Consider the following 19,183-nt stretch of genomic DNA (forward strand, 5'->3'; position numbering starts at 1 on the left):
GCCGGCCGCGCCACCCGGCCACCGCTCCGCGCCTAGGCTCCAGCCGCCCCCGCCCCCGCCACCGCCACCCGCCGCGGCCGACTCCCGCGGTTGTCCACAGCTCCGCAGTTGTCCACAGGTCCGCCCTCCCGTGCTTGCGCGGGCCGCCGGAATCAGCGAGACTCGAACCGAACGAATGGTCGGTTGGGAGGCAGCGATGACCGCAGGACCCGCGCGCGCCGCGGACCAGGACGAAGGCCGGGACCGGGACCGGGACCCCGAGGGCCGGCGGTTCCAGGCCGGCTTCGACGCGACGATCGACAGGGATCAGCGGATCGAGCCGCGCGACTGGATGCCCGAGGGGTATCGCCGGACGCTGGTCCGGCAGATCGCGCAGCACGCGCACTCGGAGATCATCGGCATGCAGCCCGAGGGTGAGTGGATCACGAGAGCGCCGTCGCTGCGACGCAAGGCGATCCTGTTCGCGAAGGTGCAGGACGAGGCCGGCCACGGGCTGTATCTGTACTCCGCGGCCGAGACCCTCGGCGCCGACCGGGCGGACCTGACCGGGCGGCTGATCTCCGGCCGGCAGAAGTACTCGTCGATCTTCAACTACCCGACCCCCACGTTCGCCGACGTCGGGGTGATCGGCTGGTTCGTGGACGGCGCGGCGATCTGCAACCAGGTGCCGCTGTGCCGCAGTTCGTACGGTCCCTACGCGCGGTCGATGGTGCGGATCTGCAAGGAGGAGTCCTTCCACCAGCGCCAGGGCTACGAGCTGCTGCTGACGATGATGCGCGGGACGCAGGCGCAGCGCGCCATGGTGCAGGACGCGGTGGACCGCTGGTGGTGGCCTTCGCTGATGATGTTCGGGCCGCCCGACGGCGACTCGCCCAACTCGGCCGCCTCCATGGCGTGGAAGATCAAGCGGCACAGCAACGACGAGCTGCGCCAGCGGTTCGTCGACATGACCGTCCCCCAGGCGGAGAAGCTCGGCGTCACCCTGCCCGACCCGCAGTTGCGGTGGAACGAGGAGCGCGGGCGGCACGACTTCGGCACGCCCGACTGGTCGGAGTTGCAGCGGGTGATAGCCGGCAACGGACCGTGCAACACCGAGCGGATCGAGCGCCGCGCGGCCGCGCATGAGGAAGGGGCCTGGGTACGCGAGGCGGCCGCCGCCCACGCGGCGAAGCAGGCCGAGCGGGCCGAGCGGGCGGCCGCGGGGACGAAACGCGAAGGGGCAGCAGCATGAGCGGCACGGACAACGGCAACGGCGTCGACAGCGGCTCCGGCTCCGGCGGGCCCGGCGAAGCCGCCGGTGCGGCGCCCGCCGGCAAGGGCGACTGGCCGCTGTACGAGGTGTTCGTGCGGGGCAAGCGCGGGCTGAACCACGTCCATGTCGGATCGCTGCACGCCGCCGACGACAGGATGGCGCTCACGCACGCCCGTGACCTCTACACCCGTCGCAACGAAGGGGTGTCGATCTGGGTGGTCCGTTCCTCGCACATCGCCGCGTCCACCCCCGACGAGAAGGACCCGTTCTTCGCGCCGAGCGCCGACAAGGTCTACCGCCACCCGACGTTCTACGACATCCCCGACGACGTCCCCCACATCTGAAGCGCACCCGAAAGGAGGCAGACCGCATGGACCGCACCGAGACGGCCGACGACGACCACGTCTACCTCTCCCTGACCGAGGAGCACGGCGACACGGACACCCGCTGGGCGTTCGGCACCGGCTTCGCCGACCCGCTGCACGGCGTCGACACCACGCTGCCCGACGGCGTGGACGCGGCCGAACTCGCCGCGGTCTGCCTCGCCCTGGGCGACGACGCACTGGTCGCCGCCCAGCGCCTGGCCGAGTGGTGCACCAGGGCTCCGGAGCTGGAGGAGGAGGTCGCGCTCGCGAACATCGGCCTCGACCTGCTCGGCCAGGCCCGGATGCTGTACGCGCGCTGCGGCCAGGTCGACGGCACCGACCGCGGCGAGGACGCGTACGCCTACTTCCGCGATCCCGGCGACTTCCGCAACGTGGCGCTCGCCGAACTGCCCAACGGGGATTTCGCGTTCACCGTCGCCCGGCTGCTGGTCCTGGCGACCTGGCGGCTCGCGCTGCTCGGCTGCCTCGCCGCCGGCCCCGACCCGGTGCTCGCCGCGATCGCGGCCAAGGCGGTGCCCGAGCTGACCTACCACCGGCAGTACGCCGCCGACTGGGTGGTGCGGCTCGGCGACGGCACCGAGGAGTCGCACCGCCGGATGCGCGCCGCCCTGGAGGACCTCGCGCCGTACGTCGAGGAAGTCCTCGCCGCGACCGGCACCGCCGTCCGAGGCGCCCCGGCCGCCCCGGCCGCCGATGCCGACGCCGTACAGATCTCCGGCCCCGTACGCGAGGAGACGCTGGGCGTACTGCGGCAGGTGGTGGTGGCTGCCGGGCTCGACCTGCCCGAGCGGCCCGCGGCACCGTACCGGGGCCGGCACGGCGAGCACACCGAACATCTGGCCCCGCTGCTGGAGGAGTTGCAGAGCGTGGCCCGCGCCCACCCGGAGGCGACATGGTGACCGCACCCACCCGCCTCGACGAGCAGCGGGCCCGCAGGATCGCGGCGGAGGCCCCCGACCCCGAGCTGCCGATGCTCACCCTCGCCGATCTCGGGGTGCTGCGCGAGGTGCGCACCACGCCGGACGGCACGGTGGTCGCCAGCCTCACACCCACGTACTCGGGCTGCCCCGCACTGGCGGAGATGCGGGCCGACGTGGCGGCGCGGCTGCACGCGGCCGGGTTCGCGCATGTCGAGATCCGCACGGTGCTCGACCCGCCGTGGAGCACCGACCGGATCAGCCCCGAAGGCCGGCGCAAGCTGCGCGAGCACGGCATCGCGCCACCCGGCCCGGCGCCGCGCAGGGCGGCAGGGCCGGTGCCGCTGGTACTCGGCGCCACCCGGCAGGCCGTCCCTTGTCCGCGCTGCGGCAGCACCGACACCGAACAGACGTCGCGCTTCTCGGCGACCGCCTGCCGTTCGCTGTGGCGCTGCCGCGGCTGCCTGGAACCCTTCGAGCACGTCAAGGAGTTGTGATGGCCCCCACCACCGGCACGGCCGCCGCCGACACGGCGGGCGGGACCGTACGCGCGCGGCGGCGACCCGCGTTCCACTCCCTGCGGGTGAGCGAGGTGCGGCCGCTGTGCGAGGACGCCGTGACCGTCGGTTTCGACGTACCCGCCGAGCTGGCCGAGGAGTTCGCCCACCGGCCCGGGCAGTCGCTGACCCTGCGGCGGATGGTGGACGGGCGCGACGAGCGCCGCTCCTACTCGATCTGCTCGCCCGCGGGCGAGGCGCCCCGTATAGGGGTACGCGTCGTGCCCGACGGGCTGTTCTCCTCGTGGCTGGTGAACGACCTGCGCCCTGACGACAGGGTCGAGGTGATGGCGCCCAGCGGGGCGTTCACCCCCGACCTCGGCACTCCGGGGCATCATGTGCTCATCGCCGCCGGCTCGGGCATCACCCCGATGCTGTCCATCGCCGAGTCCGTGCTCGCCGCCGACGCCGTCTCGCAGGTCACCCTCTTCTACGGCAACCGCCGCAGCGACACGGTGATGTTCGCCGACGAGCTGGCCGACCTGAAGGACGTCCACCCGGCGCGGTTCCAGATAGGGCACGTGCTGTCGCGAGAGCCGCGCGAGGCGGAACTGCTGTCCGGGCGCCTGGACGCGGACCGGCTCGCCGCGCTCATCGACGGCCTGGTCGACGTGCCGAGCGTCGACCACTGGTGGCTGTGCGGCCCGCACGGCATGGTCACCGACGCCCGGGACCTGCTCGCGCGGCTGCGCATACCCGACGAGCGCGTCCACCAGGAGCTGTTCTTCGCCGACGACGAGCCGATCACGCCCCTGCGCCACGCGGACGACACCGTCGAGGGCCCGGTCAGCCAGGTCACCCTCATCCTCGACGGCCGCACCACGACCACCGCCCTGCCCATCGGCACGACGCTGCTCGACGGCGCCCAACGCACCCGCCCCGACCTGCCCTTCGCCTGCAAGGGCGGCGTCTGCGGCACCTGCCGCGCCAAGATCACCGAGGGCCGGGCCGACATGCGCCGCAACTTCGCCCTCGAACCCGCCGAGGTCGACGCCGGCTACGTGCTGACCTGCCAGTCCTTCCCCGCGTCGGACACGCTCACCGTCGACTACGACGCCTGATCCGCGGGAGCGAGCCGCCCCTGCCGTACGGGCCCACCCCCGCCGTACGCCCGGCCCCGCCCCCGCGCGGCCGGCTGCCCGCGCGGTCCCGTACCGCGAGGCGCACCGCGAGGTCCGTACGGCTCCGCGGCGACCCGCCGGCAACCGGTACAGTGTCACCGCACCACTTCGGTGGTGCGCACATCCCCGCCCCAGTAGCTCAGGGGATAGAGCACGGCTCTCCTAAAGCCGGTGTCGCAGGTTCGAATCCTGCCTGGGGCACAACGTCAGACCAGTTCTGACCTGCATCTTTGTCGGCCCGACAGTCGATTACGCAATCTTGGGCCCACGCCATGGCTGCGGCCGGCGCCGCCTCCCGGGCGGCGATGGCCGCCGCCGGGCTGGAGCAGGTCCGGGAGTTCCACGCGGACCCCCGCTCACACGTGGTCACCCGAGAGCGGTGGAATCCCTCAAGCCAAGCGCCATGTGGGCCTGTTCGGCGGCTACGCACCCGACGGCGGGGGTCCGGCGCGGTCTCGCGGGCAAGCTTGGGGTGCTGCAACGTGGCCTCGGCGGAGGCGAGTTGCTCTTCACATGGGGTCGCTCGGCTGCCCTGTTGACGTCCCGCTGCCTTGACTGTTGCGCTGGGTCTCGCGCTGGAGTTCGGCCACACGATGGAGGGCGGCCTTGAAGGCGGCGTACTCCTGCGCGCCCAGTGCCGCCGCGTGGCGCTCCTCGATGGCGCGCATGATGGAGGCGGCCGCCTCCATCTGGAGCAGGCCGCGCTCGGTGGGGTAGATCAGCTTGGCACGGCGGTCCGCGGGATCGGGTTTGCGTTCGACGTAGCCCATGCGTTCGAGGTCGTCGATGAGGGTGCCGATGACCTGCTTGTGCTGTCCGGAGGCGCGGGCGAGTTCGCTGGCGCGGATGCCGTCGGCACACAGGTGGGCGAGGACGGCACCGGTGCGGGGGTGGATGTCGTCGAAACCCTGCTCGGCGAGCGTGGTGAACAGCTCGCGCTGAACGGACAACAGGACCCGGGCGGCGAGCACGCCGAGGTCCGGTTCGGGGGCCGGGTGTCCTGTCAACGTCTCTCCCGTCGTGGCGCTCGTCCGCCACCGTGGTGTGTGACCAGCGATTCTAGCGATGTCCGCCCGCGGTGGGCCCGGACGTCGCCCCGGATTCCGGGCTGCCCTTCCCGACCATTGCTTGCACCCCAGGGGGACGAGGCATAGCGTCAAAGTAGTCACCAAGTTTGACTATCAATTTTGGTGACCAATGAGAACCACGGCCCAACCCTGAAGGAGCGGATGATGAGCGAGCGCAGCAAGTTCCAGGAGTCGATCACCAGGGAGAACGCCGCCGTCGTGCTGGTGGACCACCAGGTGGGCCTTCTGTCCGGCGTCCGGGACATCCCGGTCGGCGAGTTGAAGCACAACGTGGTGGCACTGGCCCGGGCAGCAACCGTGTTGGACATCCCGCTGGTCGTCACCACCACCGCGGCCGACAGCATGTGAGGGCCGACCACTCCCGAACTGGTCGAAGCGCTGCCCGCCGGGCAGAAGATCATTGACCGCAGCACGGTCAACGCCTGGCACGACGACCGGGTCCGCGAGGCCGTCGAGGCCACCGGCCGGCAGAAGTTGATCATCGCCGGGGTGTCGCTGGAGGTGTGCGCGGCACTGCCCGCGATCTCCGCGACGGCCGCAGGGTACGACGCGTACGTCACCGTGGACGCCTCCGGCACCTTCAGCCGGACCAAGCGGGAAGCCGGACTGCTGCGGATGCAGCAGGCGGGCGTCATGGTCAGCGACTACGCCACCCTCATGGTCGAGGCCTTGGCCGACAACGCCGCTCCCGAGTCCGGCGCCCTCTATGCCGCCCTCGACATGCCGTTCGCCGTCCTGGTCGGCCAGATCTCCGCCGCCTACCAGGCATAAGGCCCACAGGCCGCCCCCACACCGGCCGCCGCCCCTCCGACGCGCACCGGCGCGGGAGGCGCGGCGGTGACCTGAGGGCAAGCACGATCAGCCACCCGCTTGGGTGCCCCGGCAGCTGCCACCGGTCCGCGCTGCCGGGGTTCCCCCATCCACTAGGAAGGTCAGACATGAGAGTCAGGTCATACGGCAGGCACGGCAGGATCATCTCGGTGGGCGCCGCAGCCACGGCGGTCCTCGCGGGGGTGCTGGGAGCCCCGGGATCGACCGCGGCCTCCGCCCACACCCCGGCCCATGCGGCCCCGGAGTCCTCGGGGGTCGCGGCGCCGGCCAAGGCCGTGGCACTGGGCCCGCAGTACAGCGCCGTCCACGTCTACGTGCAGCCGGGACAGCTGGAAGCCTTCGCCAAGAGCTGGGTGGGCACGTTCGGCGGCAGCTACGTCAAACCGTTCACCACGCAGCTCACCCCCACGCCCAGCTCCGCCCCGGCCACCCAGGTCTTCTCGCCCGTGGCCCTGCTCTCGGTGTTCGACTTCACGACCCCCGTGCCCTACCCCTTCGGCCAGGAACGCACCGGGTGGGGCGTCACCGACACCGCCGCGGCAACCCGGCAGGCCCAGGCGGCCGGAGCCGGCTCGCTGGTCGCGACCCTCCCCGACCCGATCGGCCACGACAGCGTCATCCAGTTCCCCGGTGGCATCGACACGCAGCTCTGGCACGAGACCACGCTGTCGCCCGACCCCTTCCCGGCTCTGACGACGGTGCCCGACAACCGGGTCTACGTTCCCGGCGACACCCTCCCCGCCTTCCTGAAGTCCTACCTGGCCTTCACCAAGGGCCGCGTCGTCCTGGACGACCCGCACGCCGACGGCGCCCAGATCGACAAGCCGGGCACCACCTACCACCGCATCGCGATCACCTCGGCGTACGGCAACACCGTCGTCATCTCGACCAAGGACGGCTACTTCAACTACCCCTTCGGGGGCGAGGTCAGCGGCATCGACGTGCCGGACCTGACCGCCACCCTGGCCAAGGCCCGGGCCAACGGCGCCACCGTCCTGTGGGGCCCGTACGCCGGTCAGGGCGGGCACAGCGCCATGGTCCGCTTCCCCGGAGGCTTCGTCACCGAAATCCACGACGGCACCCTGCGCTGACCAGCAGGACTTCGACAGGACGGGAACAGATGGCCGAGCAGGCGCCGACGCGCCACCAACCGATCGACGAGGACTGGCACACCGCCCTGGCGATCGTCGCCCACCCGGACGACATGGAGTACGGTGCGGCCGCGGCCGCGGCCCGCTGGACGGCGCAGGGCAAGACGGTCGTCTACGTCATGGTCACCAGCGGCGAGGCCGGGATCGCCTCCCTCGACCCAGCCGAGTGCGGCCCCCTTCGGGAGGCCGAGCAGATCGCGTCGGCGGCGCTGGTGGGCGTCGACGTGGTGGAGTTCCTCGGCCACCCTGACGGCGTGGTCGAGTACGGGCTGCCGCTGCGCCGCGACATCGCCCGCTGCGTCCGCCGGCATCGGCCCGAGGTCGTGATCACCACGAACTTCCGGGACACCTACGGCGGGTCGTTTCCCAACCAGGCCGACCACATCGCCGTCGGCCGCGCGGTGCTCGACGGTGTCAGGGACGCGGGCAACGGCTGGGTGTTCCGGGAACTCGCCGACGAGGGCCACCCCTCCTGGAACGGCGTTCGCATGGTCCTCGCGGCGGGCTCGCCGGAGGCAGCGCACGCGGTCGACATCACCGGCCACTTCGCGAGCGGTGTCGCCTCGCTCAAAGCACACCGGACCTACCTTGCCGGGCTGGGCGGGGACATGGCCGACGCCGAGGGATTCCTGGAGTCGTCCGGCCGGACGGCCGGGAGCCGGCTGGGCGTGACCTACGCGTCAGCCTTCGAGGTCCTCCGGCTGGGCTGACCACGGGCGACTGCAGCGCTCAGGTCCGCTCGGCCGGCGGTGCCGGGCCCACGTCAGCCGTCATCTGGGCAGGATTTCCGTCCACGTTGGCGGTCGGGTCCGGGCCCGGCTCGACGGTCTGCGGGATGGGCCGTCCGCCCGCGGGCGCATGCGGACCGAAGGCGGCACCGAGCCCGGTGGTGTCCGGCAGGCAGCCCGCGCCGGCATGGCGGCTGCGGCGTCAGGTCGACTGCGGCGTCAGGTCGGTGAGCCCGCGTCGCGGAGCGTCGCGGTGAGAAGGTCGAGGAACCAGCGGCGCAGGTTCTCGTCGGGGCCTTCCTTGGCAACCGCGCCGATGTACACGCCGAGTGCATTGCCGATGGCGCCGCCGCAGATGGCGACCGCGGGGTGGTCGGGAGGGACGCCGAGTTGGCGTGCGATTCCGAGATCATCCCGGTGTTCGCTCGCACGCCGATGTTCGGCTACATCGGGCTGGCCGCCGCGACGATCTCGATCGCCGCCCTCTCGGTGACGGTGTGGGCACACCATATGTACGTCACCGGGGCCGTGTTGCTGCCGTTCTTCTCCTGCATGACCTTCCTGATCGCGGTACCGACCGGGGTGAAGTTCTTCAACTGGGTCGGCACCATGTGGAAGGGCTCGCTGAGTTTCGAGACGCCGATGCTGTGGTCCATCGGCTTCCTGATCACGTTTCTCTTCGGCGGGCTGACCGGTGTCATCCTCGCGGCGCCGCCGCTGGACTTCCACGTCTCGGACTCGTACTTCGTGGTCGCGCACTTCCACCACGTGGTCTTCGGCACGGTGGTGTTCGCGATGTTCGCCGGATTCCACTTCTGGTGGCCGAAGATGACCGGCAAGATGCTCGACGAGCGGCTCGGGAAGATCACCTTCTGGACGCTGTTCTTCGGCTTCCACGGCACTTTCCTGGTCCAGCACTGGCTGGGTGTCATCGGAATGCCGCGGCGCTACCCGGACTACCTCGCGGCCGACGGCTTCACCACGCTGAACACGGTCTCCACGATCGGCTCGTTCCTGCTCGGCCTGTCGATGCTGCCGTTCCTCTACAACGTCTGGAAGACCGCGAAGTACGGCAAGAAGGTCGAGGTCGACGACCCCTGGGGATACGGCCGTTCCATGGAGTGGGCGACCTCCTGCCCGCCGCCGCGGCACAACTTCCTCACCCTGCCCCGGATGCGCTCCGAATCCCCCGCGTTCGACCTGCACCACCCGGAGATCGCTGCCGCCGACGACGAGGCCCACCGCCCCCGCACGTCGACAGCCGCCGCCTCCGGCGACAGCCGCGGATAACCCGCGCCGACCACCGAAGGCACGCCCATGCAGCCGGACAAGAACGACGACCACGGGCTGTGGCGGATCGAGGGATACCTCATGGGCCACGCGGAGGTGGAGCGGGCCCGCAGCCAGGCCCGCTCCTTCACTGACCAGTTGCCCTGGCTCACCACCGCCCAGCGCGAGGAGGTCGAGCGGGTCTACGTCGTCGAGCGCACCGCCGCCGCGCACGCGATGTTCCAGCGGATCTGCGATCGCGCCGCCGAACTGCGGGCCGAGTACGCGGAACGCTACCTGCGGCTCAAAGCGCGCTGCGTGGCGGTGACGGCCACCGGCACGTTCCTGCTCGCCGGCGTCGGCACGCTCGCGCTCAAGCTGCGGTGACAACCGGCTTGCCGGGCAGGTCCGTTCGGGCGGCGAGGGTACCGGCACGGGGCGGCCCGGCGGCCGGGTGGTGGGTCCGGTCGCCGGAGGCGGGGTGTACGGGGTGCGCGGGGTGTTCAGTCGCTTCCCTTGTCGTTCACCCCTTGGGGTTCGCCCCTGTGTTGTTCAGGGGCGGAAGATGGGCTGCTTCTCGCGGCGGAGGGAGTTCATGACGTTGTCGCCGACTTTGAGGTGGTGCTGGACGAGTTCACGCGGGGTGGGTGCCATCCATTGGGCGAGGCTGACGTCTTCGAAGCGGGGTGCGCGGAACAACTCGAGCATTTTCAGGGGGGTGTCGCCGGTGTTCTCGATGTAGTGGCCCATGGCGAAGGGGACGTAGCCGACGTCGCCGGGCTGGAAGTCGTAGGTGCGGTTGTGACCGGAGTTGGCGAAGACGCCCATGCGGCCCTGGCCGGAGATGTAGTACTGCCATTCGTCGTTGTTGGGGTGCCAGTGGAGTTCCCTGATGCCGCCGGGCTCGAGGCGCATGTTGACGCCGGCGAGGGTGGTGGCGATGGGCAGTTCGCGTTGGGTGACCTCGCGGGCCCAGCCACCGGCGTCCAGGCGCATGTGGGCTTGGCCGAAGGGGTACTTCAGGCTGGGCATGGTGCCGGCGTCGGTTGCCGGGGGGACCAGGACGTCCGGGTTCTGCAGGTCCATGAGGGTGTTGCGGGGGCCGGGGTCGGCGCCGCCTTGACCGTCACGGATGGGCTGCGGTGTGCTGCACCGGGTGGTCTGGGTCATGACGGAAGTCCTTTCAGGGAGTGCAGGCGGTGCAGGCAGTGCGGGCAGTGCGGGCAGTGCGGGCAGTGCGGGCAGTGCGGGCAGTGGACGGTCCACGGGGTGGTCGACGGGGTGGGTGCGGAGTCACGTCCGGCCGTCACCGACGCGGCTCCGCGCCCGGGCGGCCGGGTGCGGACAGCGTGCGCCAGCCACGGATGACCAGGCGGGCGGCGACGCGGTAGACGAGGAAGGCGGCGACGACCGCTCCTCGGGCCAGCACGTGCTGTGTTGCCGCCAGCACGACGGCGGACAGCAGGATCGCGTCGTAGATCCAGCGCGAAAGGAGGGAGTGGAGGGGCGCCGGAATCGGCCGGAGGAGCCGAAGGGGCTGAAGTGGCCGAAACGTCCGCATCGACCCGACGGCATGCGTTCCGCATACCGGCAGGACGACCGGGAGGACGCGGAGTGGTGGGCGAACACGGTTTCCCCTCTCGTCGCGTGTGCCGTCCCCCGGCACCGGAGTACCGGGGCACTACGAAGAGCCTGGGACGATCGGATCACCGACGCGTCACCGCGCCGTCACCTGCGCCAGGGCCGCCGGGTTGGTGCGGGAGCTGTCATCGTCGCCGCGGCGCCCCGTGGCGGCCGCTGGGCCCGCGGGGTGCGGCCGACGGCTGCCGCGGCCAGGCAGGAGAGCGCGCCGAGAGCGACGCCGACGCGCGGGTCGAGCCCCTGGGAGACGGCGCCGATGATCGGGGCCCCGATCGGGGTACTGCCGACGAGCGCGATCGACCACAGGGCCATCACCCGCCCCCGGTAACGGGAGTTGGAGGCGAGCTGGACGGTGGCGTTGCCGGTGGACAGGAAGAAGATGGTGCCACGCCCGCCAGGAAGCCGGCACCGAACGCCGCCGAAAGCGTCGGGGCGATGGCGAGCGGCCCCATCGCCGTGGCGTAGCCGATCGCGATCCGCCGCAGGGAGGTCACCATGTCCGACGTTCCTCTCGCCGAGCCGGAGAAATCGGCAGCGGCCACGCCCGACGGGAAGGCGCTGCTCATTCTCGCGGCGGATCACAGGAACAGCCTGGAACGGGACCTCTACCAGCTCGGCGGGCCCCCCGAACCGGCTCAGGCGGCCCGGATCAGCGCCGACAAGCTCCTGATCTACCAGGCCCTGCTGGACGCCGCGGGCGAACTCCCGGCCGGCCCGCAGCCCGGCATCCTCATCGACGGGCAGTACGGCGCGGCGGTCGTCGAACTCGCGAGCCGCTCGGACGGCGCGATCAACCTGTCCGTGCCGATCGAGGCCAGCGGGAGCGACTGGTTCGAGTTCGCCTACGGCGAGCAGTGGCGGCGGCATACGGAGTTCTTTCCCGCCGACCACGCGAAGGTCCTGGTCCGCGACAATCCCGGGGTTCGACCCGGGCCGTCGCGCCCAGCAGGCCGCCGACCTGGCCCAGGTCTCCTCCTGGGCCGAGGACGCCGGCCGGCCGCTGATCCTGGAACTGCTCGTCCCGGCGAGCGACTCCGACCGGCAGGCCGTGGGCGACGACACCGACCGGTACGACGCCGAGATCCGCCCCGGCCTCACGGTCGCCGTCATCGAGTACCTGCAGGACCACGGCGTGCAGCCGGCGATCTGGAAGATCGAAGGACTCGAACGCCACGAGGACACCGAGGCCGTGCCGGCCGCCGCCCGCCGAGGCGGCCGCAACGCCGAGTGCATCGTGCTCGGGCGGCACGCACCGCACGACCGGCTCGATCACTGGCTGAAGGTCGCGGCATCCGTCGCCGGGTTCGTCGGGTTCGCGATCGGCCGCAGCATCTGGTGGGACCCGCTGCACGCACACCTGCGGCACCGCTCCACCGCCCGTGAGGCCCGCCGGCGGATCACCGCCAACTACCTCGACTTCGCCCGCTGCTACCTGATGGCACGCGACGGCGAACTGCCCGGCACCAGCGGCCGGTTCTGGTGACAGCGGGCAGCCGACGACCGGCCGCCACGGGGGACATCGAGCGGCAGCGCGGAGTCCGCCGGACCCTGTGACCGGCTCCGCCGAGCGGCGGGCGGACCGGGCACTCGACGGCATGTGTCCGGCCCGGCCCGGCGGCCGCGCGGTCAGGACCCCGCGGTACGGCGGCGCAGGACGCGCAGCGCAGCCCAGGTCAGCACGGCCGCCACCGCGAGCACGACCGCGCTCTGGGCGATCTGGTAAGGCCAGTAGTCTCCCGGCTTCAGGGAGTCGACGAGGAAGGTGTCCTGCGGGAGCACGTCGTAGAACTGCAGGCCGAGCACACCGCCGGCGTGCCATCCGCCGACCCGCGACCAGGCCGGGAAGTCGATCAGCAGTGCCACCCGCGAGCGCACCAGCAGGGCGGTCAGCAGCCAGGTCAGCGCGGGTGCGGCGATCAGCGCGGGCACGGTGCGGCGCAGCACGGTTCCGGTCAGGGCGCCGGCGGCGACGCCGAGCAGCACGTAGGCGACGGTGACCGGGCCGATGGTGAAGTAGGCGGTGTGCCGGTCGATTCCGTGGGTCAGCAGGTCGAGGTGGACGGCGTGCACGGTGCTGTGCCGGTACAGCACCACCAGCGGCAGGACCAGGACCAGGACCACCGCGGCCAGCCCGGCCCAGCGGGCGGCGAACCAGCGCCGCGCGGAGACGGACTGCGCGAGGGTGAGGGCGACCCGGCGGGACTGCCATTCGCGGCCGGTGACCACACCGGTGAGCGCCGCGGCGTACAGGGCCGGCTGGAAGGCGAGGCGCGCGCCGTCCTGGAGCAGTTGGGCGGTCCGGACGTGCGCGTCGCCCGGGTGCCGCCCGAAGTCGTACTCCTGCTTGCCGATGCGTGCGCGCAGGTGCACGGCGTGGGACCAGCCGAAGTAGTGGAACACCAGGTAGGCGCCGATGCGCAGCGCGACCAGCAGGAGCAGGGCGGCCACGGGCCACATCTGGCGCGAGACGATCCGGGTGAGCGGCCACCGCTCCCCACGGGGGCGGGACTTGGTCATCGTCACGGTGTCGGTGGCGGCGCTCACGCGGCGGACTCCTCGGGGTGGGGCTGCTGGGCGAGTACGAGGTCGGGGGCGTCCGGGGCGGCGAGGTGGGCCAGCACCAGTTCCTCCAGCGTGGGCTGCCGGACCTCCCAGTCGGCGGGGATCGCGGCTCCCGGGCGGATCAGCGCGCTGGTGCCGCGGCCGGCCGGGCGGGACTCGACGACGGTGTGGCCGGCGAGCCGATCGGCGCCCCCGGAGTAGGTGACCATCGCGTGGGACGCGGTGAGGTCGTCGATGTCGCCGCAGAGGCGGGCCCGGCCGCGGTCGAGCAACAGCAGGTGGTCGCAGGTGTCGGCGAGGTCGGAGATGATGTGCGAGGACATCACCACGGTGCCGCCCGTCTCGGCGGCGTGGGCCAGCAGCAGGCCCATCAGCTCCCGGCGGGAGAGCACGTCCACCTCCGCCATCGGCTCGTCCAGCAGCAGCAGGTCGGCGCGCTTGCCGAGGGCGACGGCCAGCGCGATCCGGGCGCGCGCGCCGCCGGACAGGTCACGTATCCGGTCGTCGCGGTCGTAGCGCGCCAGGTCGGCGACCCGCTCGGCCAGCTCGCGGTCCCAGTTGGCGCTGTTGGCGAGCGCGCCGAAGCGCAGGGTGTCCGCGGCGGTGAGCCGGGGGAACAACGGCCGGTCCTGGGCCAGGTAGGAGACTCGCGGATGGCCGGCCCTGGCCGGCTTCCCGAAGATCTCGACGGTGCCGGCGCCGGGCTGCTCGAACCCGGCCGCGATCTCCAGCAGGGTCGACTTGCCCGCGCCGTTGGGTCCGACGAGGGCGCAGACGGCGCCGGCCGGGATGCTGAAGGTGCAACCGCCGAGCGCGTCCGGGCCTCTGCGCCGATATCTCTTGGTGACGCCGCGCGCGGTGAGCGCCGGGTCAGCGCTGCTGGTGGGGAACAAGGCCGGAATCCTTCGGTGGATGGAGATCGTCGAGTACGGCGGCGAACAGCGCGGCGAGGTCGTCGCGTTCCAGTCCGGCCGCATGGGCACGTGCGGCCACCTCGGCGAGTTCGGCCCGCCAGGGTGAGTCGGCGCCTGAGGCGCCGAGGGTGCCCACCACGAACGTCCCGTGCCTGCGTCGGGTTTCGACCAGGCCCTGGGACTCGAGTGCGCGGTACGCCTTGAGCACGGTGTTGGGGTTCAGCGCGGTCGCCTCGACCACCGCGCGGGCGGTGGGCAGGCGGTCGCCCGGCTCCAGGAGGCCCAACCGCAGGGCCTGCTGGACCTGCTGGACGATCTGCAGGTAGCTGGCGACCCCGCTCTGCCGGTCGATCCGGAAGGCGAACATCGCCACCGCACCCCTCATTCCACTAATCAAGTAGTGGAATCATGCACGGGCCTTCCGCGCACGTCAAACGGCACCTCACGGTTGCGCGAGCGCGGTGGTGGGGCGGTGGCGGGGCAGCGGTGGGCGGTGGCGTGGACGTCGGCGGGTCGGCGGCGTGGACGGCGGTGGGACCGTGGCGGGGGCGGCGGCGAGGGGGCGCCGTACGGTCAGCGCGGCCGGCCCCCGCCGCGGACCCGTTCCAGCCGCCCCTCCTCGTGGAGCTGCCCGAGGTCGCGCCGGATGGTGACGGTCGAGACGCCGAAGCGCGCGGCCAGGCGCGCGGTCTCGACCGCACGATCGGCGGCCAGGATGGCCAGGATGGCGCGCTTGCGCTGGATCGGCAGCAGCGCGCCGCGGGCGTGCGCCGGTGCGTCGGGGACGGGGTGGATCTGGCCGCCGGCCAGGGCCGCGGCGCGCTGTTCTGGCATCGGCTCGACTCTCATCCGGGGACGGGGCAAACGCCTCGCAGGGAGCATCGATGGAAAGTTTTAGAAAGTCAAGGGTCGGCGAGGCCTTCCGATGCGGACATGAGGCCACCCCGAAGGGACCCACCCCCGGGCCCTTGGAAGGCGGCGCCCGCCCGCGTGCGCACGCCCACCCCACCGCCGGTCGTCCGCCCGCAGCCCCCGCGAACTAGCGCTGCCGCCAAGAACATTGACGCACCGACAAAGTGCCAGCTCGGACGCCTGCCAGAACCGATCCGGCCGGCGCCGCCCCCGTGACCGCGGCGCCGCTCCCCCGCCGTTCACCCCGATCCCGGCAAACCCCTCCGCCGCACCGGAACTTCGGCGATCGTTGCCGACGAGAGCCTTGACAACGCCGGGCCGAAGGTCGTTACTTCTCTCCAAGCGATGAGAAGAGAAAGTTATGGAAAGTCGTACTGAAGGAGTCTCCGTGGCCGGTGGTGCGTCGCAGACCCGCGAACGGGCGGGAACAGCGCGAGAGGCGCGAGCCGAAGCCCGGGACCGTACGGGGCACCGACCGCGGCCCGGCCCCCGGCGACGCGGGGACGGACCCGTCGCGCTGCTGTTCCTGGCGCCGGTGCTGCTCGGCTTCGCGGTGTTCTACGTGTACCCGGCGATCCGCGGCGCGTACTTCTCCACGACCGACTACAACCTGCTCTCCGCTCCGCACGGCGTGGGCGCGGCCAACTACTCGACGCTGCTGCACGATCCGCTGTTCTGGAACTCGCTGAAGGTCAGCGCCTACTACGTGGTCCTCAACGTCGGCTCGCAGACGGTGCTGGCGGTGGTGCTGGCGGGGCTGATGTTCCGGCTGACCCGGTCGGTGGCCATCCGCGTGATGCTGCTGCTGCCCTGGCTGGTGCCGAACGTCACCGTGGGGCTGCTCTTCCTGTGGCTGTTCGACGCCGACCTCGGACTGGTCAACCACGTGCTGAGCTCGGTCGGCGTCGGCACGCACGGCTGGTTCTCCTCGACCACCTGGTCGATGCCGACGATCGCGCTCACCAACACCTGGGCCTACACCGGTTACACCGCGCTGCTGCTGTACGCGGGCATGCTCCAGATCCCCGACCCGATCTACGAGGCCGCGCTGCTGGACGGCGCCGGCGAGATCAGGATGTTCTTCCGGCTCACCCTGCCGCTGATCCGGCCGGTCCTCGCGCTGGTGCTGGTCGTGTCGGTGATCGGCTCGTTCCAGATCTTCGACACGGTCGCGATCACGCCCAGTCCCGGCGGCCCGGTCAACTCCACCCGCGTCATCTACTACTACATCTACGAACTGGCCTTCAAACACTTCGAAATGGGCTACGCCAGCGCGGTCGCGATGACGCTGGTCCTCATCCTCGGCGTGCTGACCATGGTGCAGATGCGGCTGCTGCGCGCATCGCGCTCGGACCTGGCCTAGGAGTCCCGACGATGCCCCGCCGCTCCCTCTCCCCGCGCCTGCCCACCGGACGTACCCTCGCCTGGGCCGTGCTGATCCTGGCCCTGCTGGTCACGGTGTTCCCATTCTACTGGATGCTGCGCACCGCGCTCACCCCGGCCCACCAACTGCTCGCCGACAACTCCGGGTTGTGGCCGCACCACCCCACGCTGATCAACTTCAAGCGGGTGATCGGCCTGACCAGCCTGGCCCAGAACCAGGCCGCCGGCGGGTCGGGCGCCCAACTGAACTTCCTGCTCTACCTGCGCAACTCCCTGATCTACTGCGCGCTGATCGCGACCGTCCAGACGTTCTGCTGCGCCATGGCCGGCTACGCGCTCGCCCGGCTGCGCTTCCGGGGCCGGAACCTGCTCTTCTCGCTGTTCGTGATGTCGCTGATGGTCCCGCCGATCTTCACGCTGCTGCCGAACTTCGCGCTGATGAAGAACCTGGGCTGGCTCGGCTCGTTCGCCGGCATGGTCGCGCCCACGCTGCTGATGACGCCGTTCGCGGTGTTCTTCCTGCGCCAGTTCTTCCTGTCCATCCCGCGCGAGATCGAGGAGGCGGCCACGATCGACGGCGCCGGCAAGTGGACCCAGTTCTGGCAGGTGATCGTGCCCATGAGCCGCGGGCCGCTGTTCACCATCGGCCTGATCACGGCCGTCTGGGCCTGGAAGGACTACCTGTGGCCGCTGCTGGTGGGCCCCGACCCCAGCACCCGGGTGCTGACCGCCGGACTCGGGATCTTCCTCCAGCAGTCCCCGAACACCGCGCCGGACTGGACCGGGCTGATGGCCGCCTCGGTGCTCACCGTGGTCCCCGTCGCCCTGCTGCTGATCTTCTTCGGCAAGCGGCTGGTGGAGTCGATGGGCTTCACCGGCATCAAGTAGCCCGCACCGATCCCGAACCGATCCCGCAGCGAACCCGCGACAGGCAGCCCGCGGCCCGCGACGCCGCCCCCGAACCGTCGCGGCGCACGCCCTCTCCCCGCACCCTCGTGCGCCCCTCCGCCGGGACCGCCCCGGCCCAAGGAAGGAACGATCCACCATGAGACGCAACGTCCGCGTCGCGGTCGCCATCTTCGCCGCCGCGCTCCCCGTCACCCTGGCGGCCTGCTCCAGCGACTCCTCGAAGGCCGGCGGCCCGGTCACCCTCGACTACGCGCTGTGGGACAGCGCCCAGCTGCCCGCCTACCAGGCCTGCGCCGACGCCTTCACCGCGGCCAACCCCGACATCAAGATCAAGATCACCCAGACCGCGTGGGGCCAGTACTGGACCAACCTGACCACCGAGATGACCGCGGGCAACGCCCCCGACGTGTTCACCGACCACGTCGCCTACTACCCGAACCTGGTCAAGAACAACCAGATCCTGGACATCTCCCAGCAGGTCGCCGCCGACCACGTCGACCTGTCGCAATACCAGAGCGGGCTGGCCGACGCCTGGGTCAAGGACGGCAAACGGTACGGCCTGCCCAAGGACTGGGACACCGAGGCCATCGCGTACAACACCACCATGGCCGCCAAGGCCGGCTACTCCGCCGCGGACCTGGCCAAGCTGACCTGGAACCCCGACGACGGCGGCACCTTCGAGCAGTTCATCGCCAAGATGACCGTCGACACCAGCGGCCGCAACGGGCTCGACCCGAAGTTCGACAAGAAGCACGTCAAGACGTACGGCATCGAACTCGCCTACGACGACGGCTCGACCGGGCAGAGCAGCTGGGGCAACCTCGCCGCCTCGGCCGGCTTCACCTTCCTGGACAAGAACCCGTTCGGCACCAAGTACCACTACGACGACCCGGCGCTGGCCAAGACCGTCGACTGGGAGGCGAGCCTGGCCAAGAAGGGCTACGCGCCGGCCTACGACAAGAACTCCAGCCTCGGCCCTGACGCCGTCCTGAACGCCGGCAAGGCCGCGATGACGATGACCGGTTCGTGGAACATCAACACCTACCTGGGCCCGACCGCCACCCAGAAGTTCGCCTTCGCGGCGCTGCCGGTGGGCCCGAAGGGCCGCAAGACCTTCCTCAACGGGCTGTCCGACGCCATCTACGCCGGCACCAAGCACCCCGACCAGGCCTGGCAGTGGGTGAAGTTCCTCGGCTCGACCGGCTGCCAAGACATCATCGCCGCCAAGGGCGTGGTCTTCCCCGCGCTCAAGACCGACAGCGACAAGGCGCTGGCCACCCACAAGGCCGCCGGTCAGGACGTCAAGGTCTTCGTGGACGAGGCCACCGCCCCCGGCGGCACCTTCACCTACCCCATCACCGACCATGCCGACCAGGTCACCCAGGAGGTCCAGACCGACCTGGAACGGGTCTGGCTCGGCCAGTCCGACGGCGCCGACGCGCTGGCCAAGGCGCAGAAGGCCGTGAACGGGTACTTCGCCCAGCCCTGACCACCCCGCCGGCACCGATCCCCGCCGGCACCGATCCCCGCTGCCACGACGCACCCGTGACCGGGCCGGGGAC

Annotated in this window: 21 protein-coding genes, 1 tRNA gene and 3 pseudogenes; 17 read left to right on the forward strand and 8 right to left on the reverse strand. The window is 71.4% G+C overall.

All coding sequences use genetic code 11. The annotated features are described in order from the left end of the window. The first annotated feature begins 196 nt into the window (after window positions 1-196). The 6 genes from paaA to OG370_RS16550 all read left to right on the forward strand — a co-directional run bounded on the left by paaA (window position 197) and on the right by OG370_RS16550 (window position 4,434). Window positions 197-1,231, forward strand: coding sequence for a 1,2-phenylacetyl-CoA epoxidase subunit PaaA (gene paaA, locus OG370_RS16525; protein WP_328464970.1), 1,035 nt, complete (start codon window positions 197-199; stop codon window positions 1,229-1,231). 98 nt (window positions 1,232-1,329) lie between these two features. Beyond that, window positions 1,330-1,596, forward strand: coding sequence for a 1,2-phenylacetyl-CoA epoxidase subunit PaaB (gene paaB, locus OG370_RS16530; protein WP_328474171.1), 267 nt, complete (start codon window positions 1,330-1,332; stop codon window positions 1,594-1,596). Window positions 1,597-1,622: 26 nt separating this feature from the next. Beyond that, the gene (gene paaC, locus OG370_RS16535) at window positions 1,623-2,537 is read left to right on the forward strand and encodes a 1,2-phenylacetyl-CoA epoxidase subunit PaaC (RefSeq protein ID WP_328464972.1); all 915 of its coding nucleotides are present in this window, start codon (window positions 1,623-1,625) and stop codon (window positions 2,535-2,537) included. Beyond that, entirely contained in the window at window positions 2,531-3,052 is a 522-nt protein-coding gene (gene paaD / locus OG370_RS16540; protein ID WP_328464973.1) for a 1,2-phenylacetyl-CoA epoxidase subunit PaaD, read from the forward strand. Before paaC ends, paaD begins: the two co-directional genes overlap by 7 nt. Then, entirely contained in the window at window positions 3,052-4,173 is a 1,122-nt protein-coding gene (paaE, locus tag OG370_RS16545) for a 1,2-phenylacetyl-CoA epoxidase subunit PaaE (protein ID WP_328464975.1), read from the forward strand. The genes paaD and paaE overlap by 1 nt, the downstream gene beginning before the upstream one ends. Before the next feature lie 188 nt (window positions 4,174-4,361). Continuing rightward, a tRNA-Arg gene (locus OG370_RS16550) sits at window positions 4,362-4,434 on the forward strand. Between the two features lie 308 nt (window positions 4,435-4,742). Here the strand turns inward: OG370_RS16550 and OG370_RS16555 are convergent. Further along, window positions 4,743-5,240 carry a MarR family winged helix-turn-helix transcriptional regulator gene (locus OG370_RS16555; protein ID WP_328464976.1) on the reverse strand — a complete coding sequence of 166 codons (498 nt, stop codon included), beginning with the start codon at window positions 5,238-5,240 and terminating at the stop codon, window positions 4,743-4,745. A gap of 225 nt (window positions 5,241-5,465) precedes the next feature. Here OG370_RS16555 and OG370_RS16560 point away from each other — a divergent pair, with 225 nt between their 5' ends. The 6 genes and pseudogenes from OG370_RS16560 to OG370_RS16585 all read left to right on the forward strand — a co-directional run bounded on the left by OG370_RS16560 (window position 5,466) and on the right by OG370_RS16585 (window position 9,687). Then, complete coding sequence (locus OG370_RS16560; RefSeq protein WP_328464977.1) at window positions 5,466-5,669, forward strand: hypothetical protein; 204 nt, start codon at window positions 5,466-5,468, stop codon at window positions 5,667-5,669. Between the two features lie 12 nt (window positions 5,670-5,681). Further along, window positions 5,682-6,092 (forward strand): annotated as a pseudogene (locus OG370_RS16565) (isochorismatase family protein); the annotation flags it as partial. A gap of 167 nt (window positions 6,093-6,259) precedes the next feature. Further along, on the forward strand, window positions 6,260-7,243 hold the full coding sequence (locus tag OG370_RS16570; RefSeq protein WP_328464978.1) for a glyoxalase: 984 nt from the start codon (window positions 6,260-6,262) through the stop codon (window positions 7,241-7,243). Between the two features lie 29 nt (window positions 7,244-7,272). Further along, window positions 7,273-8,013 (forward strand): PIG-L deacetylase family protein, encoded by a 741-nt coding sequence (locus tag OG370_RS16575; RefSeq protein ID WP_328464980.1) that lies wholly within the window; start codon window positions 7,273-7,275, stop codon window positions 8,011-8,013. A gap of 420 nt (window positions 8,014-8,433) precedes the next feature. Then, window positions 8,434-9,321 (forward strand): annotated as a pseudogene (locus OG370_RS16580) (cytochrome c oxidase subunit I); the annotation flags it as partial. A 27-nt stretch (window positions 9,322-9,348) separates the two neighbouring features. Further along, on the forward strand, window positions 9,349-9,687 hold the full coding sequence (locus tag OG370_RS16585; protein ID WP_328464982.1) for a hypothetical protein: 339 nt from the start codon (window positions 9,349-9,351) through the stop codon (window positions 9,685-9,687). 165 nt (window positions 9,688-9,852) lie between these two features. Here the strand turns inward: OG370_RS16585 and OG370_RS16590 are convergent, their stop codons facing one another. From OG370_RS16590 to OG370_RS41485, 3 genes are all read right to left on the reverse strand, one after another. Further along, window positions 9,853-10,470 carry a cupin domain-containing protein gene (locus OG370_RS16590; protein ID WP_328464984.1) on the reverse strand — a complete coding sequence of 206 codons (618 nt, stop codon included), beginning with the start codon at window positions 10,468-10,470 and terminating at the stop codon, window positions 9,853-9,855. Window positions 10,471-10,606: 136 nt separating this feature from the next. Then, window positions 10,607-10,861, reverse strand: coding sequence for a hypothetical protein (locus OG370_RS16595; protein ID WP_328464985.1), 255 nt, complete (start codon window positions 10,859-10,861; stop codon window positions 10,607-10,609). Window positions 10,862-11,028: 167 nt separating this feature from the next. Next, window positions 11,029-11,253 (reverse strand): hypothetical protein, encoded by a 225-nt coding sequence (locus OG370_RS41485; RefSeq protein WP_443060687.1) that lies wholly within the window; start codon window positions 11,251-11,253, stop codon window positions 11,029-11,031. Window positions 11,254-11,436: 183 nt separating this feature from the next. On the opposite strand from OG370_RS41485, the pseudogene OG370_RS41490 reads away from it, so the two are divergent. Then, window positions 11,437-11,790: pseudogene (locus OG370_RS41490) on the forward strand (2-deoxy-5-keto-D-gluconate 6-phosphate aldolase domain-containing protein); the annotation flags it as partial. A 64-nt stretch (window positions 11,791-11,854) separates the two neighbouring features. Next, window positions 11,855-12,424, forward strand: coding sequence for a 2-deoxy-5-keto-D-gluconate 6-phosphate aldolase domain-containing protein (locus OG370_RS16605; protein WP_328474173.1), 570 nt, complete (start codon window positions 11,855-11,857; stop codon window positions 12,422-12,424). A 143-nt stretch (window positions 12,425-12,567) separates the two neighbouring features. Here the strand turns inward: OG370_RS16605 and OG370_RS16610 are convergent, their stop codons facing one another. The 4 genes from OG370_RS16610 to OG370_RS16625 form a co-directional block, all read right to left on the reverse strand. Next, the gene (locus tag OG370_RS16610; RefSeq protein WP_328464987.1) at window positions 12,568-13,485 is read right to left on the reverse strand and encodes a hypothetical protein; all 918 of its coding nucleotides are present in this window, start codon (window positions 13,483-13,485) and stop codon (window positions 12,568-12,570) included. Continuing rightward, window positions 13,482-14,396 carry an ABC transporter ATP-binding protein gene (locus tag OG370_RS16615; protein ID WP_328464988.1) on the reverse strand — a complete coding sequence of 305 codons (915 nt, stop codon included), beginning with the start codon at window positions 14,394-14,396 and terminating at the stop codon, window positions 13,482-13,484. The genes OG370_RS16610 and OG370_RS16615 overlap by 4 nt, the downstream gene beginning before the upstream one ends. After that, complete coding sequence (locus tag OG370_RS16620; RefSeq protein ID WP_328474175.1) at window positions 14,374-14,784, reverse strand: GntR family transcriptional regulator; 411 nt, start codon at window positions 14,782-14,784, stop codon at window positions 14,374-14,376. Before OG370_RS16620 ends, OG370_RS16615 begins: the two co-directional genes overlap by 23 nt. 206 nt (window positions 14,785-14,990) lie before the next feature. Then, a complete protein-coding gene (locus OG370_RS16625) occupies window positions 14,991-15,251 on the reverse strand; it encodes a DeoR family transcriptional regulator (RefSeq protein ID WP_328464990.1) in 261 nt (86 codons plus the stop codon). Between the two features lie 466 nt (window positions 15,252-15,717). Here OG370_RS16625 and OG370_RS16630 point away from each other — a divergent pair, with 466 nt between their 5' ends. From OG370_RS16630 to OG370_RS16640, 3 genes are all read left to right on the forward strand, one after another. Continuing rightward, window positions 15,718-16,692 (forward strand): carbohydrate ABC transporter permease, encoded by a 975-nt coding sequence (locus tag OG370_RS16630; protein ID WP_328464992.1) that lies wholly within the window; start codon window positions 15,718-15,720, stop codon window positions 16,690-16,692. An 11-nt stretch (window positions 16,693-16,703) separates the two neighbouring features. After that, on the forward strand, window positions 16,704-17,600 hold the full coding sequence (locus tag OG370_RS16635) for a carbohydrate ABC transporter permease (RefSeq protein ID WP_328464993.1): 897 nt from the start codon (window positions 16,704-16,706) through the stop codon (window positions 17,598-17,600). Between the two features lie 157 nt (window positions 17,601-17,757). Then, on the forward strand, window positions 17,758-19,110 hold the full coding sequence (locus tag OG370_RS16640) for an ABC transporter substrate-binding protein (RefSeq protein ID WP_328464994.1): 1,353 nt from the start codon (window positions 17,758-17,760) through the stop codon (window positions 19,108-19,110). The last annotated feature ends 73 nt before the right edge of the window (window positions 19,111-19,183 follow it).

The organism is Streptomyces sp. NBC_00448, assembly GCF_036014115.1.
Taxonomy (GTDB): domain Bacteria; phylum Actinomycetota; class Actinomycetes; order Streptomycetales; family Streptomycetaceae; genus Actinacidiphila.